Source organism: Glutamicibacter arilaitensis (assembly GCF_044793945.1).
In the GTDB taxonomy this organism is placed as follows: Bacteria; Actinomycetota; Actinomycetes; order Actinomycetales; family Micrococcaceae; genus Glutamicibacter; species Glutamicibacter arilaitensis_B.
The window spans coordinates 385,250-399,886 of record NZ_CP084994.1 but is presented as its reverse complement, the minus strand read 5'-3'; the positions used below and the strand labels follow the sequence as shown (position 1 = coordinate 399,886).

Annotated in this window: 11 protein-coding genes; 6 read left to right on the top strand and 5 right to left on the bottom strand. The window is 57.8% G+C overall.

What is annotated here, in order from left to right; all coding sequences use genetic code 11:
* Window positions 1-82 precede the first annotated feature (82 nt).
* The 4 genes from LG294_RS01925 (at window position 83) to LG294_RS01910 (ending at window position 6,155) form a co-directional block, all read left to right on the top strand.
* The gene (locus tag LG294_RS01925; RefSeq protein WP_404289007.1) at window positions 83-697 is read left to right on the top strand and encodes a hypothetical protein; all 615 of its coding nucleotides are present in this window, start codon (window positions 83-85) and stop codon (window positions 695-697) included.
* A gap of 36 nt (window positions 698-733) precedes the next feature.
* Window positions 734-1,558 carry a bifunctional hydroxymethylpyrimidine kinase/phosphomethylpyrimidine kinase gene (gene thiD, locus LG294_RS01920; protein WP_404289005.1) on the top strand — a complete coding sequence of 275 codons (825 nt, stop codon included), beginning with the start codon at window positions 734-736 and terminating at the stop codon, window positions 1,556-1,558.
* A gap of 346 nt (window positions 1,559-1,904) precedes the next feature.
* On the top strand, window positions 1,905-2,384 hold the full coding sequence (locus LG294_RS01915; RefSeq protein WP_404289003.1) for an FBP domain-containing protein: 480 nt from the start codon (window positions 1,905-1,907) through the stop codon (window positions 2,382-2,384).
* A gap of 453 nt (window positions 2,385-2,837) precedes the next feature.
* On the top strand, window positions 2,838-6,155 hold the full coding sequence (locus LG294_RS01910; RefSeq protein ID WP_404289001.1) for a S8 family serine peptidase: 3,318 nt from the start codon (window positions 2,838-2,840) through the stop codon (window positions 6,153-6,155).
* A gap of 136 nt (window positions 6,156-6,291) precedes the next feature.
* Here LG294_RS01910 and LG294_RS01905 read toward each other — a convergent pair whose 3' ends face one another.
* The 4 genes from LG294_RS01905 to LG294_RS01890 form a co-directional block, all read right to left on the bottom strand.
* Window positions 6,292-7,530 (bottom strand): glycoside hydrolase family 3 N-terminal domain-containing protein, encoded by a 1,239-nt coding sequence (locus LG294_RS01905; RefSeq protein ID WP_404288999.1) that lies wholly within the window; start codon window positions 7,528-7,530, stop codon window positions 6,292-6,294.
* A gap of 25 nt (window positions 7,531-7,555) precedes the next feature.
* Window positions 7,556-8,875: a Y-family DNA polymerase gene (locus LG294_RS01900; RefSeq protein WP_404288998.1), complete on the bottom strand. Its 1,320-nt coding sequence runs from the start codon at window positions 8,873-8,875 to the stop codon at window positions 7,556-7,558.
* Window positions 8,865-9,281, bottom strand: a complete 417-nt coding sequence (locus LG294_RS01895; RefSeq protein WP_404288996.1) for a LexA family protein — start codon at window positions 9,279-9,281, stop codon at window positions 8,865-8,867. Before LG294_RS01895 ends, LG294_RS01900 begins: the two co-directional genes overlap by 11 nt.
* A gap of 78 nt (window positions 9,282-9,359) precedes the next feature.
* Window positions 9,360-10,511 carry a glycosyltransferase 87 family protein gene (locus LG294_RS01890; protein ID WP_404288994.1) on the bottom strand — a complete coding sequence of 384 codons (1,152 nt, stop codon included), beginning with the start codon at window positions 10,509-10,511 and terminating at the stop codon, window positions 9,360-9,362.
* A 298-nt stretch (window positions 10,512-10,809) separates the two neighbouring features.
* On the opposite strand from LG294_RS01890, the gene LG294_RS01885 reads away from it, so the two are divergent.
* A complete protein-coding gene (locus tag LG294_RS01885) occupies window positions 10,810-11,667 on the top strand; it encodes an NAD-dependent epimerase/dehydratase family protein (RefSeq protein ID WP_404288992.1) in 858 nt (285 codons plus the stop codon).
* Between the two features lie 113 nt (window positions 11,668-11,780).
* On the opposite strand, the gene LG294_RS01880 is transcribed toward LG294_RS01885, so the two are convergent.
* Window positions 11,781-13,058: an NAD(P)/FAD-dependent oxidoreductase gene (locus LG294_RS01880; RefSeq protein ID WP_404288990.1), complete on the bottom strand. Its 1,278-nt coding sequence runs from the start codon at window positions 13,056-13,058 to the stop codon at window positions 11,781-11,783.
* 308 nt (window positions 13,059-13,366) lie between these two features.
* Between LG294_RS01880 and LG294_RS01875 the strand changes: the two genes are divergently transcribed.
* Window positions 13,367-14,563, top strand: a complete 1,197-nt coding sequence (locus LG294_RS01875) for a hypothetical protein (protein WP_404288988.1) — start codon at window positions 13,367-13,369, stop codon at window positions 14,561-14,563.
* The last annotated feature ends 74 nt before the right edge of the window (window positions 14,564-14,637 follow it).

Here is a 14,637-nt window from a genome sequence, read left to right as displayed (position 1 = left end):
TGGTTCCGTATTCACCGTCGTTAAGGCGTAAAGTCGAATTTACGACCTATTACTTTCGAGGCGCTTAGGAGCTATTCTCACGATGAGCGGAACTGTGACTCCCCTGCCGGAGTGGACTGAAGGCTATGCACTCCTACGCGACCGCATCGCTTCATACCCCGGCCCAGATCAATTGCGCTCCGTCGATCTGAACGGTGAGGATCCTGAGCTTTTGCGTTATTGGCCCAACGGCGTTTGGGTCCCAGCCAGCGACTATCGTCGTGTCATCCTGCTCGGGGCGCCAAATCCTGTAGTCGCCGCCGCGCTGGATTCGGCCGGTTGGCATGAATCCGCCACCATGAACCTCTTGGCAGCTAAGCCCGAGGACGTCGAGCAAGTCGTTAAGCTAGCAGAGACGTCCACCGCCTTCGAAGCACCCATGGACAACTACGACGTAGTTGAGGTGGCTGAATTCGATCGCCCAGTAGCCCGTGGACGAATGCATTATGGCTCAACGTACGGGCTGTTGTCCGACCCGGATCTGTACGCGCCAACTAACCCTGATTTGGCGCGGCGCGCCGTTCTGGCAAACTTTGCCGGAGCGGCCTTCAGCCATGCGCTGCCATGGATCCTCCTCATCGCCGCCGAGGAAAATTCCGAAGCGATGATAGAAGGCTGGTCCAAAGCCACTAAAATCAGCATTTGGCAGCAAAGCTGAACACCTTTTCAATCCGCACTAACTTCAATTGGGACTATGACTACTACAATCAACACCTCCGGCCCAGCCCTGACCTTGACCATTGCCGGTTCGGAAGCCACCGGCGGCGCCGGAGCGCAGGCAGATTTGAAGACCTTCCAAGAGCTAGGCACCTACGGAATTATCGCTCTGACCTGCATTGTGTCTTTTGATCCAAAAGCATCCTGGAATCACCGTTTCGTGCCGGTCGAGCAGCAGGTCATCGCCGATCAGCTCGAAGCCATCCAGACCTGCTACGACGGCCAGCTGAGCACCGTCAAACTCGGCATGATGGGCTCACCAGCCACGATCAATACCGTCGCCACCGCGCTGAAGTCCCAAGAATGGGACAACGTGGTCTTGGACCCGGTACTGATCTGCAAAGGGCAGGAACCAGGACACGCGCTGGACACCGACGAAGCGCTGAAGTCGAATCTGCTACCACTGGCAAGCTTCGTCACCCCAAATCACTTCGAAGCCGAACAGCTCTCCGGGCTCACCATCAACAACGAGGAAGATCTCGTTGCGGCTGCCAAGAAAATTCACGAGGTCTCCGGCGCAGCAGTCCTGGCCAAGGGCGGCGTGCGCATTGCCGGCGAAGACGCAATCGATGTCTTCTACGACGGAACTACCCTCGAGGTACTGCGCGAGAAAAAAATCGGTGAAGTTGCCGTCTCCGGCGCAGGTTGCTCACTTGCGGCAGCGGTGACCGCCGAGCTGGCTAAGGGCGCAACGCCGCTGGAAGCGGCACGTACTGCCAAGGCCTTTGTTACTGAAGGCATCCGCAACCGTGTCGCAGGAAACACCCCCTTTGACGCGCTCTGGCAGGGCGGCCGACGCTAACAAAAATCTTGCGTCGCAGGCGACAAAGGCCACACCCGGCGGGTGTGGCCTTTGTTATGATTGATAAATCACGGCTCCAGCTTGATCCTGGAGACCAACTGTCAATTCGTTGCGTGCTCAGGGCACGCGGTAGGGAGGTCGGCTATGCAAGCCTCTTTGACGCCCTCCCCGTTCGTCCCCTCGACGGACGGGTAGCTTCCAAACACCACCTCAACGCAGTAGGCGTTGCAGGTGATTATTTGTGTTGCCCTGCCTGAATACCGTTGCTGATGGGACATGCCCTTTCCCCGCAACTCTCTGCGCGCCGTGTGCCCGCAGATCTCTTTAAGGACCTGCATTGCAGCCATTGACAGAAAAAACCATTCGCTCCTCCTTCCTCAACGCCAGTCGCAGCGAAACGAAGAAGCTGACATTGCCAGAGAACTTTTCCACACTGGACTGGGAAAATCTCGAGTACCTTGGATGGCGCGACCCCAAGATGCCACAACGCGGTTATCTCATACACAGCAATTCAACCGGCCAGATTCGCGCACTGCTGCTTCGATCAGCCGATGGACTCCGCAAACGCAGCAGCGTCGCCATGTGCGACATTTGCCGAGACGTAAACATCCCTTGCTACGTGAGCATGTTCAGTACCCGCCGCGCAGGGCAGGCCGGCCGAGACGGCGATACCTTGGGCACAATGATCTGCGCAAACTTCGAGTGTTCGACTAACGTGCGCATTCCCCCTCCAAAGAACCCGATTTATCCGGACCCGATGGTGGTTGTGGCCGAACGGATCAAGTTACTCGAAGAACGAGTCAACAGCTTTATTAGCCGCGTTTAAGGACTACCGCTTCTAACCGCTTTCGCAGCTTCCAGGGCGGATGCATCGGGCCTCATGAGAGCACGATGCATCCGCTCATTTTGGGCTGTCGCCCCGAAACGAACCTCCGGCGACTACGAGTCTCAACCGCGCAATGAAACTAGTACCCGTCAGTAACACTCGGTTAAAATTTCTAAAAAATCCAGAGCCACTAGGTGCTTAGCAAACCTAGTTTTAGTTAGTGATACGCGGTTTTGGATATGAAGCATGTGCGAAATATTTTCGGTTCACAAATATCACTATTCAATAACCCCTTGATATATGACGCGGGTCACTTAGGATTCCTGAGTAGGAGACTCGACGTTTCAGCGGACGTCGGCCCCGGTCATCACTCAACGCCCAGCGACCTGCCGCGAGTGAAACCGTCGCATCTTCATACGGAAGCATCCCGCTTCCTGTTCAGCTAGGAGAATCATGGTCACTCGGCGCAATCCACGATTGCCGCGCCTCATCCTGGGATCAGCCACCGCTTTAGCGTTGGCTGTCACGATGACAGGTCCGGCAACAGCTGCCAACATCCCGCAACCATCTGACGGCGAGAACGCAGCTTCGCTGCCAATCGTTAAGAGCCAAACGCTTTCCGACCTAAAGGTCAATGGCCAGCTGGCCAAGGCCTCCGGCGAGGTCTCGGTATTTGTCCAGCTCGAAGGAGATGGCGCATATCAGGAGGTCAAAAAGTCGGGAAAGAAAAACGACAAGGCAAAGGTTAAATCCGTCCGGTCCGAGGTTAAAGCCAAGGGCAAGGAACTAGCCAAGGAAGCCAAGTCCGAAGTCATCTACACAACGTCCAACGCGTTGCGAGGTGTCGCACTGACGGGTGACGCCAAAGAGCTCCGCGCGCTAGCTGAACGTGGCGATGTCGCTAAAATTAGCGCCATCGTTCCAAAATCTCCGACCAACCGCGGTGCGGTCATCGATACCGAAGCAATCGATGCATGGACCGCGTCGGACACCACCGGCGAAGGCGTGAAAATCGCCGTGCTGGATACCGGCGTCGATTACACGCACGCCGGCTTTGGCGGCCCTGGCACCGTCGAGGCTTATAAGCAGGCACAGGCTTCAGAGGAACTTCCGTCGGCGGATTCTGGCCTCATCGATTCGAAGAAGTTCATTGGCGGTTGGGATCTGGTCGGAGACGATTACAACGCCGATCCAGATGCCCCGGACTACCAGCCAATTCCAAACCCCGACCCTAACCCGCTGGACTGCGAAGCCGCAGGACACGGTTCCCACGTAGCGGGCTCAGCGGCCGGCTATGGTGTCAATGCCGAAGGTTCCACCTTCACCGGCGATTACGCTTCGCTGACCGCCGATGAAGTGGCCACAATGAAGGTCGGCCCGGGTACCGCCCCGGAAGCACAACTGATCGGCATTCGCGTCTTCGGTTGCGGCGGGTCCTCCTCCGTCGTCGGGCAGGCGCTTGACTACGTGCTTGATCCCAACGGTGACGGCGACTTCGCAGACCGCGCCGATGTAGTCAACATGTCACTCGGGTCGGATCATTCCCCCGTCCAGGATCCAGAAAATGACATCGTCGATGCGCTCTCCGAAGCCGGAATCCTCTCCGTCATTGCCTCGGGCAACGCCGGAGACGTAACGGACGTAGGCGGCTCGCCGGGCAACTCGCGGTCCTCGCTGACCGTCGCGAACTCCGTTGGCTCGCAGGTCACCCTGGATAAGATCCAGATCGATGCGCCGGAGGACGTTGCCGGAACCGCAGCCGGCCAGTACTCGGCAAACTTCAATTATACGGCGGCCGATCCGGCCGACCTGAGCGGCGAAGTCGCCATGGCTCCGGCCGATAACGCTTTCGGCTGCTCAGCTTTTGAACCAGGTTCGCTGGAAGGCAAGTGGGTTTGGCTGCAGTGGAGCGAGAACGGCGCGTTCCCTTGTGGTTCCGGCGCACGCTTCAACAATGCCGAAGCCGCCGGTGCCACCGGCGTCCTGTTGGATGCTGAAACCAATCTCTTCGATGCCGGAATCGCCGGCAACGCCACCATCCCCGGCGCCCAGTTCACTCTTGATTACTCCAATAAGCTGCGACCAGCGGCAGAAGCTGGCGAGCTGAAGGTCACCTTGGACGCCTCATTTGTTGGTGCCGCTTCCGGTGAGTCCGGAGTCAAGGACACCTTGAACTCCTCCTCGTCGCGTGGCGTGCACGGTTCGAACGGCGTGGTGAAGCCCGATGTCGCTGCTCCAGGCACGCAGATCGGTTCCGTCGGAGTAGGGACCGGCAACGGGCCGGCAGTCATGTCCGGCACCTCCATGGCAACCCCAATGGTCGCCGGTGTTGCGGCCTTGGTGATGCAGGATAAGGAGCTCACCGCAGCGCAGGCCAAGAGCATCATCATGAACACTGCGGCAGCCGATGTCCTCGCAGCCAACGGCAAGGCCTACGGTCCAAACCGCGTAGGTTCGGGACGCGTCATGGCTGAAGCAGCTTTGTCCACTCCTGCCATTGCATACGACTCCGCGGCGGCCGATCTGACAAGCGTCGTCTTCGGCGTGCTTGAAATTGACGGTAAGAAGACGTTCACCGATTCACGTTCAATCACCGTGGAGAACACCAGCGACACAACCGCGACCTACGAGGTCAACTATGTGCCAGCTACAGAGATCCCCGGCACCAGCTTCACGCTGGATCGCCAGAGCGTAACTCTGGCTCCGGGCACCTCGCAGAACATCAAAGTCACCCTGAGTGTGGATCCACAGTCGTGGGCCAAGACTCTGGATCCAACCATGGACAGTGCCCAGTCGGGTCTGGCTCGTGCGTGGGTTTCCGATGCGAGCGGTCGCGTCGAGCTCACCAGCGCGGAGGCTCCAACCCTGCGCGTTCCGGTTCAGGCAGCTCCAAAGCTGTCGGCCGACATGTCGGCTTCGGTCAAAAAGATGAAGAAGGGTGAGAACACCACCGAGCTGAAGCTCAAGGGCAAGGATGTCCGCGCAGGCGAAGGCGCCACCGAGGTAGTCTCGCTCCTCGGTGCATTCGAACTGGGCGCTTCCAGCGAACGTGGGCCAAAGACCATGGACAGTGTTCCAGGAGCCCGCTCGATGGATCTGCAGCACGTTGGCGCTTCGAGCACCGCACCGGGAACCGGTGTGGCCGATGGCTTGCTCAACGTGGGCATCTCGACCTGGGAGAATTGGGCGCACCTGGCCGGCGGCACCGAATTGGATGTCAACATCGACACTAATGGTGACGGCGAGGCCGACTTCGTGACCTTCACTACCGCGCTCGACGGAATCGATCTCGACCTCGCTGCCACCTTCGATTTGAAGACCGGCGAACAGGTTGATTTGCAGCCGGTCAACGGGGTGCTCGGAGATGTTGATACCAACAGCTTCGACACCAACGTGGCAATCTTGCCGGTATCGCTTGCGGCGCTCGGCCTGGATGAGAGTTCCACCGAAATCTCATACAGCGTTTCCAGTTTCTCCTGGTACCACACCAACGATCAGGGCGCGATGATCCCCGTGGATCAGACCGATTGGGTCGCGTTCAACATTGCCGAACCTCAGGTTGCTTTCGGGGCACAGGGTTCGGTATTCACCGATCTGAAGGGCACAAATATCCCGGTGACCGTGGCAGAGCCTTCCCTCGCTTCCAAGGCGTTGCTGCTGCACCTGCACAACAGCACCGGCACGCTGGGCGAGAAGAAGAACCAGACCGGAGACCGTGCACAGGTCTTGGATATCACCAAGGGTGACAAGAAAAGCAATGGTAAGGGCTAAACCTCACCTGAGCTAAGTGTCTGGGCTTGATCGCACAGACCTTCAATCTAGACCCGGGCGTTCCCTAGCGAGTAGGGTTTCGCCCGGGTCTTTCCTTATCTCAAAAGGCATTACCGCCCAGAACGCGAGCCGAGTCCTACTGCTGCATCCGAAGTTTTTCGGAAAGAATCAAGATTGCTGCCTCACGTACCTGTTCCGCCAGCTTTTCGTCTTCTCCGGCCTGTTTGGCCAGCGTTTTGGCCATTGTGAGTGCCTTGCTTTCATCCACGCACAGTGGCATGGTGCCACCAGCCTGAACAAACTCCACGGCACGCTGCCCGACCGGTACCGCGGAAACCTGTTTGGCGTCGCAGAGGTCATCGGAAATAATGAGCCGCTTGTAGCCCAAGTCTTCCCGCAGCAGACCAGTGACGATCTTCTTCGAGAACGGTGCGTCATTTTCCTTATCGAGTTGGGTGTATCTGGCGTTCGAAATCATCACCCAAGCCAGGTCCTGGTCTATCGCCGCCGCAAAGGGTTCAAGATCGGCGCTGCCAGCATCGATCTTTGTGTCGGTCACCTGCGCATGGGTATCCGTATTCAAAGAAACCCTGCCCAGCCCCGGGAAGTGTTTGACCACCGGTTGCACGCCGGCATCGGCTAGCTCCTCATTAGCAACCAGAATGGAAGCGGCGACATCCTTAGCGTTGTTGGCATATTGCCGCCCGAACTTTCCAATGGGCGCGTTCCCTGTTCCTAGACTTGCCGGCACCACATCTGCAACCGGCGCGAGGTTGACGTTGATTCCGGCGTCGGCCAGCTCTTCGCCCAGTTCGGAAATTTCCGCTTGAAGAGTTTCCTTGTCCCAAGCTCCCTGTTTCATTGCAGTGGGCAATTCGGAGAACCCCTGCCCCTGAAGAACACGGACGAAACCGCCTTCTTGGTCCGTGGCTACCCAGACGGGCAGGTCTTCTGGAACGTTTGCGGCTAATGAGTCATGCAGTTCCTTGACGTGGCTGGAAATCTGCGAATGCGAGAGCTGCGAACGGCCACGCAGGAAAACATTGGAAATGCCTTGCTTCTTTAGCGCCTCGACCTGCGCCGCGCTGGCGCCATCTGCCGATACGCCCGCCATTACCAGGCTCCCGGCTTGCTCGACTAGGTTCATTGAATCGGCGAGCGCTTCGGCCTCTTTGCGCAGTTCTTCCTGCGGATCTGGCGTTGTCGGACTCGGTGCAGGTGTTGTGGGCGCAGCGGAACCGGGTTCTTGCGTGTTAGGGGATCCCGAGTTGCCCGGCGCTGGCCGGTCGGAATTGCCGGTGGGTGCCGTGCACCCACTGAGCAGCAACGTGCCCAGTAGTCCCAGCCCCAAAGTTCGACGAAGCGCAGTATTCATGACAGTCATTCTGCCACCGAAACCTTCACGCTTGCACGATTAGCAGCTCATCCCAATCGGTGGTGTATCGCTGTGACATATGTTCACGCTTCATCGACCAGTCCGGGTCTTTGGCAATGCCGGCCCGCCCCAAACCAATGGATTTCGCCCCGAAACGTTGGGATACCTGTAGCACCACATCGCTCACGTTGACCTTCTCAGCCTCTTTCTCCTCTTGCGAGCCGAGTAGCCCTAAATCGAGTTCTTCCGCCCCGGGGTGATCGCTGAGCCCCGAAAGAATCACTCCCCCACGCACATAATCAATCCCGGGTGCCATCAGCTCACTCATGGCACCGACCGCAATTCGCGTCAGCGTTATCGGGTCTCGGGTAGGCCGCGCCAGGCGCACCTGAGCGGTGGGAAACGAGGCCGCCGAATTCGCAAATCTGCTGGTTCCGGCGGTTACGGTCAGCAAGCTGGCATAGCGCCCTTCGCGTGCCAAGCGGCTGGCCGCTTTCTGTGCGTAGATCGACATGACATCCGCCATCGCCTCCCGGGTGCGGACCGGAGTGGAGAAGGAACGCGTGAACATCACCTGCCCCTTATCCGAACGTTCCTCGATCGGCCCAATACAGCGCTGGCCATTCAGTTCCAGCACTGTGCGTTGGAGCACGACAGAGAACTTCTTGCGAATCACTTGCGGATCAGCGGAGCGCAGCTGAGCAATACTTTGGATCCCCATTCCGTTCAGCTTCTCGCCGGACTTCTTCCCCACACCCCAAACATCGGTAGCGGGCACCTGCGACATGATCTTGCCGACCAGCTCCGGTTCCATCAGCCCTTCGATGCACAACCCCTGCATATGTGGATTGTGCTTTGCAATATGGTTGGCGAATTTTGCGAGCGTCTTCGTTGCCGAGACGCCAACGCACACCGGTACGCCGATCGACTTGTCGATCGCCGCCCGGATCTGCGCGGCGGTGCCTCTGACCTGTTCGAGAGTTCCGTTCAACCCGACAAATGACTCATCGATGGAATACACCTCATGCCAGGTGCCGAAGCGACCGAGCAGTTCCATGACGCGAGCAGACATATCGCCGTAAAGTTCATAGTTGCTCGACCGGACGGCAAGGTTGTGGCTCTGCATGTAGCGGCGCACTTTAAAGAACGGCTCACCGGTGGCTATACCCAGATCTTTGGCCTCTTGCGAGCGGGCAACCACACACCCGTCATTATTTGATAGCACGACTACCGGCCGGTTTCGCAACGAGTGGTCGAAGGCGCGCTCGCAGGAGACGTAGAAGTTGTTCACGTCCACCAACGCCACGTGATCACTCTGTTCGGAAGCTCCTGGCTCAGCGGACATAATGCAGGCACCTAGTGATCACGCCAAAGACTTCGACTTCATCGCCCTCGGTGAGAATGACCGGCAGCGGCGATTCGTCACTGAGCAAACCAAAATGCGTTCCATCAGTCTGCCAGCGCCGTACCAGCATCTGCCCATTCAGGCTCACCACAATCACCGAACTGTGCTTCACAGTCAGCGACCGATCCACGATAATTTCGTCCCCGTCATAGATTCCGGCCGAATGCATCGAGTGGCCAGTTACCCGCATGATGAAGGTGGCAACCCGGTCATGGACGAGCATCCTGTTCAGGTCGAGCCCTCCGTCGAAATAATCTCGTGCAGGCGAAGGGAACCCCATGGCCGAGACCGCCTGCACCGGGCCCTGGGTTGCCCCCGGAGGCATCACCGAGTCAGCATCGCTCATCTAGGCACCACCCTTAGCTAGAACAAACTTTCGAATACTAAGAATTGTACAGCGCTTGCCGATCAAGGTTTATCGAACTCAGGAAAGCTGGCTAGCGGGCTCCGCATGGCTGGCTTGTCGAGCGCTTGCCAAGGAAATAGCAAGACACAGGAGTTGTACCAGCACGGGTATGGCGGGAAGAACGTAACACCAAACCGGCAGTTCCCCATCTGGGAAATATCCGGAGAACGCCACGATCTTCTTGACTCCAATCGAGAGCACCAGGTAGCAGAGCGCCAGGGAGACCAGCATTGTGCGACGCAGCACCGGAGTTAAACGCAGGGCCAAGACCGCCCAGGCGAACGTCATCACCGGCAACCAGACCCAGTGATGGGACCAGCTCACCGGAGAGACCAGCAACGGACAGGCCGAAGCTACACCCAGTAGGACCACTCGGTCCACCTTCTCGTGCAGCTTCCAGAGCAAGGCGACGAAGGAAAGACCAACGCCCAAAGCCAGCACGAGCCACACCAAAGAGGGCGCGTTCAGCCGCTCAAGCACACCTTGCAAGGACACATTATCGATGTAGCCCACATTGCCCACACGCGATGGATCTTGCACCACATCGAGCCAATAGTCCAAGGTGTTCTGAGTTTGGAAAAGCAGCCCAACAAGCTGGGTACCAATAACTGTCGCAACTCCAACAAGCACCGCACGCCATTTGCGCATGGCGAAAGGAAGAATCAACAGCGCAATTGGGGTGAGTTTTATACCGGCGCAAATCCCCACCGCAATCACGAACGGCATCAAAGACTTGTAACGCACGAATGTCAGATAGCAGGCACCCAGTATCAAGATGTTTATCTGCCCGAACCATACGGTGTCACGGAAGGGAGCAGCCATCAGCATCAGGCTCGTCAAGGTTAGCGGCGTGATGAAAGGCGACAATTTCGGCCATTTCTGCGTTACTCGCGCAGAGAGGTCTTTCGCGACAAAGTAGGTAAGGATAATGGAGGCGGCCATGGTGAGCGCTACCGAGACCCAGTATGGGAAAAACGCCATAGGCAGGAATAAAATCGCTGCAAACGTTGGGTAGGTAAATGGTAGACCCGGCGCATTCGGCGGGCCGACAAAAGGACCGTAGAGAGCTTCGGGCTCTCGCAACAGCGTCAGAGCACCTTCGCGGTACACGGACAGATCCCACCCGGTAGGTTCAATAGCGACGAGAACGCTGATCAATGCCGCGACCATCAGAATCTCTAGGATTGCAGTGCCTGGATGTACCTTACGAAAAATTGAAGACCGAATCTCCTTGCACCCTTCTATGGTGATCAATGTGGGCCAATCCAATGGGGTTGGCCCTGCGACCCGCACTCCGCAGCCGACTAGACCGCGACCAAAAGGCACACAACAAGTCTATTTTATCGATTTATCGGCAACAGTGGACCACGCGCATCTTCATCAAGCTTCTAACTCACCTTTGCACGCTTTAGGGTTAGTGACAGGGCTCTATACCTAGGCGCCCATTGCCAACAGACTGAGGTACCCGATGAAGATACTGTTGATCAGCTGCGGAGATGTCGCCACCGAAGCAGGATTACGCTTTGAAGCCGCGGGTCATCAGGTCACCGCATGGCGCCGAAAAAGCAGCAAGCTTCCGTCCTCCTTCACCGGACACAGTGTAGACCTGCTGGAATCTGGCTCCTGGCCGGCGATAGATCCGGAAACCGACATCGTACTTTTTACTCCGGTTCCCGCGACCCGTGATGTCGACGGCTACAACCGGGGCTACTTGCAGGTGGCGAATCGACTCGCAGAGTCACTGGCCGCATCTTGCCCGAGTCTTCAACGACTCATCTATGTCTCTTCCTCCGCGGTTACCGGTGGCACTGAGGGTCAATGGGCCAACGAATCCTCACCGCTTGCTCCGGCCAGGCCCACCTCGCAGGTCTTAGCTGATACCGAGCTCTTGCTGGCCGGAAGTGGCCTGCCGCTAACGATTCTCCGAGCTTCAGGAATTTACGGCCCTGGCCGAACCCGATTGATCGATCTGGTGCGCAACGGGTCCGCGCGACTTCCGCGAACCTCTCATTGGACCAACAGGATCCACCGCGACGATCTCGCTTCGGCTATCGTCCACGTTGCCACACTCGGAGATGAAGCAGAAGACCTGTATCTAGCCACCGACAGCGAACCTGCTCAGCTCGCCGATGTTTACCGGTTCTTGAGCGAAGCGCTCGCAATAGAATCTCCGGAGAGCGAAGCAGATGCCGAGGAGCCCCGTCGCACTGCGGACCGCAGGCTGAATAACGCCCGGCTGCTCGCCTCTGGATTCATTCCACGCTTCCCTAGCTACCGCGAAGGCTACCGTTCAATTCTCGCTGGCGAGTCCACACGCCACGAGTAATCACTCTCCCGCCGGCTAGCATCGCTGGATACGAGCTAACAAAGCACAAGGCTCGGCAAGTCAGTTTTCTGACTTGCCGAGCCTTGTCGCTTCTTGCACCGAACTGCGTTGGTTTAGAAGCCCTTGCGCAGTGGGTCGAAGTGACGTGCCAAGCTAGGCACCGTCTCACCGGTAATCTGCGCGGCAAGAATTTTGCCGGTCAATGGGCCAAGGGCGACGCCCCACATGCCGTGACCGCCTCCGACCGAGATGCGCGAAGAAGCGGTCTGGCCGACCAAAGGCAGCCCGTCCGCGGTGCAGGGGCGTCCGCCCACCCACTCTTCCTTGCGATTCTCCCAGTTGATTCCCTGATACACCGGCGCCGCGGCGGCCACGATGGCCTCGATGCGCTTCGGTTCCAATTTGTGGTTTACGTCCCGGAATTCCATGGTTCCGGCAATGCGGAAACGATCTCCCAACGGGGTGCAGGCCACACGCTGAGTCGGGAAGTAGATTGGGTGAGTTGGCATATTCTCAGGCTCTACGGTGAACGAATATCCACGTCCCGCTTGAACCACTACATTGACGCCGAATTTCTTGGCAAGGTCTGTCATCCAGGCGCCGGTAGCCATCACTACGTGATCCGCGGTGATCGCCCGGCCCTCCGAACCGATGACAGTGACCGATGCACCTGTATCGCGCACGTCGGTGACATTGAACGAACCAATGATGTCGCCGCCACGGGCGATCACGGATTCGGCCAGCGAATCCATGAACTTAGGTGGATTGATATAGCGCTGGTTTTTGATGGCAACGCCAGCTGCCACACTGTTGGACAGCGTCGGCTCGATGGCGCGCATTTCATCACCGCTCAACAGGTCAAATTCGACCTTGCCGCCGGTTTTTTGGATCATCTCAAATTCATGCAGCAGCGCTTCTCGGTCTTTATTTGACGTGAAGCCGGCGAGGAACGGATCTGCCCGCTTGGTCTTTTCGGCTACGCCCGATCCGGCCGAAGTTGCCTCGGCGATCTCATCGAAGGCATCTAGACCATGGTTGCCGATCTCGGAGAAAACGCGCATGGCTTGCTCCCACTTCTTGGGTGTCGAATGCCAGGTGAAGCCGAGCAAGAAGCGCAAAAGCTTTGCGTCGGCCCGCAGCGGGATGTACAGCGGAGAGGCGGGGTCGAACATCATCTTCAAGCCGCTGGAGAAGATCGAAGGTTCCGCGATTGGCAAGGTCAGAGCCGGGGTCAGCCAGCCAGCGTTACCCCACGACGATCCGGAGGCTACCCCTCCACGATCAACCACGGTCACTTTGACGCCGGCTTCCTGCAGATACCAAGCCGTCGAAAGCCCCACGAATCCGGCGCCAACAATAACAACATGATCCGGTGCTGGTGTTACCGCCATGGTCTACTCTCCTAAACGACTTTTGAGGCCCACACGCCGAGCCCCTCACTCTCACTCTCGCGCGAACGGAAAGGAAAATCAACGGGCACTGAGGATTCGACGGTGACCGCAACCACACACGCAGATGACCCGTATTTACTGCGGTATTTTATTGGTATAGCCGTATAAAATTCGCATCTTTTAGGCTATCGCTGCGGTATCACCCAAAGGGCGTTACTGCCTGAACCGCGATATCTCGCCGGCCTGAACACCCTGAGTAGACTGGAAGTAACGACCTTTCCCGCAAAGCGAAGGAACAGCAGTAGATCATGGCATCACGCAAGCCCGCCAAGAAGAAGGCCTCCTCAGGTCACCCAGCTCGACAGCCCGGAGCGAGCAGCGCTCCATTTGAATCCGAGGTTCGTCAGGCCCTGCAGCCCTTCAAATCGCAACTTTTCCGCCACTTCCAAGAAGAGGACCAGCCTGCCAGCGAAACCCGTGCCGGCCTAGAAGGTTTGACTACTCTGCTGATCGCTCACGCTCAGTTGCGAAATACCGTTGACGTGAACACGCTGGATCCCACCACGCTCGGCGAGCAGCTCGGCCACCTCTCTTCACTGGGCAAAGAGGTCTCCGAAGCCAGCGCAGCAATCCTCAAGCACTACCTGACCTTCTTGGGCACCACCGCGAACTTCGGCGGCAGCGTAGAGGAATTCAAAGAAACCTTTGAATTCCTCTCCCGCATGGCAGGCGATTCGCCCATCGTAGTTCCCTTCATGGATGACGAGGAAGCTAACGCAGTTCTGGAAGCGATGCCATTCGTGTTTGCGGCACGTGAGCTGATCGAGTGGGTTGGCGACGGCAAACCCAGCGATCCAACCGGAATGATCAGCGGACAGATCTTGCAAGACGCCGCTAGCGCGTTGGGGCTGATGGTCACCGTAGATGAAAACACCACTCAAAGCGCCAACGCATGGGAACCGGCGGATGGCACGGTCGTCTCCGATCTTGCCTCAATCCCCCGGCTGGCAGCCTACTGGGATGCTTTAATTGGCACCGCCATGCTTCGCTACAGCGCACCGAATGCGGTACCAACCGAGTCACTGCGCGAGGCCCTGCTAGCATCCACCGGACCTGGCGCTCGCCTGGTCAAGGAACTCATCGCAGAGATCATCTATTCGCATGTACTGATCAACACCTTGCAGGTTCCCGGACAAGCACAAGTTGCCGAGATGGTCGCCGGATTATTAACTCACGCGGCGTCGTCGAAGCCACCACGCGCGGAATTCGCCTTACAGGTTCCTTCCGAGGACGATCTGCCAATTGAACAGCATCACCTCATCACTAGCCTCGAAGAATCCGTGCCACGAGTTGAGGCGATCTTGCGGACCTTTGAGCGCGAAGGCATGCTGAAACTGGAAGAAGAAATCACCGTTCCGGTGATCCTGCGTGCGGCATTGGAACGTGCGTTGTCCAAGGTTTCGGATCATGTGCTTGAAAACGAACCCGCCGGCATGGCTGAGTAAGATAGCCCAAAAACGCCGGAGGGGTGAGAAACGCATTGCGTTTCTCACCCCTCCGGCGTTTTTGTTGTGCGAAC

Bases quoted from the DNA above. Each gene is read 5' to 3' on its own strand.
- LG294_RS01885 (WP_404288992.1), top strand. From the start codon at position 10,810: ATGAAGATACTGTTGATCAGCTGCGGAGATGTCGCCACCGAAGCAGGA.
- LG294_RS01925 (WP_404289007.1), top strand. From the start codon at position 83: ATGAGCGGAACTGTGACTCCCCTGCCGGAGTGGACTGAAGGCTATGCA.
- LG294_RS01900 (WP_404288998.1), bottom strand. From the start codon at position 8,875: ATGTCCGCTGAGCCAGGAGCTTCCGAACAGAGTGATCACGTGGCGTTG.
- LG294_RS01910 (WP_404289001.1), top strand. From the start codon at position 2,838: ATGGTCACTCGGCGCAATCCACGATTGCCGCGCCTCATCCTGGGATCA.
- LG294_RS01895 (WP_404288996.1), bottom strand. From the start codon at position 9,281: ATGAGCGATGCTGACTCGGTGATGCCTCCGGGGGCAACCCAGGGCCCG.
- LG294_RS01890 (WP_404288994.1), bottom strand. From the start codon at position 10,511: ATGGTCGCGGCATTGATCAGCGTTCTCGTCGCTATTGAACCTACCGGG.
- LG294_RS01880 (WP_404288990.1), bottom strand. From the start codon at position 13,058: ATGGCGGTAACACCAGCACCGGATCATGTTGTTATTGTTGGCGCCGGA.
- LG294_RS01905 (WP_404288999.1), bottom strand. From the start codon at position 7,530: ATGAATACTGCGCTTCGTCGAACTTTGGGGCTGGGACTACTGGGCACG.
- LG294_RS01875 (WP_404288988.1), top strand. From the start codon at position 13,367: ATGGCATCACGCAAGCCCGCCAAGAAGAAGGCCTCCTCAGGTCACCCA.
- thiD (WP_404289005.1), top strand. From the start codon at position 734: ATGACTACTACAATCAACACCTCCGGCCCAGCCCTGACCTTGACCATT.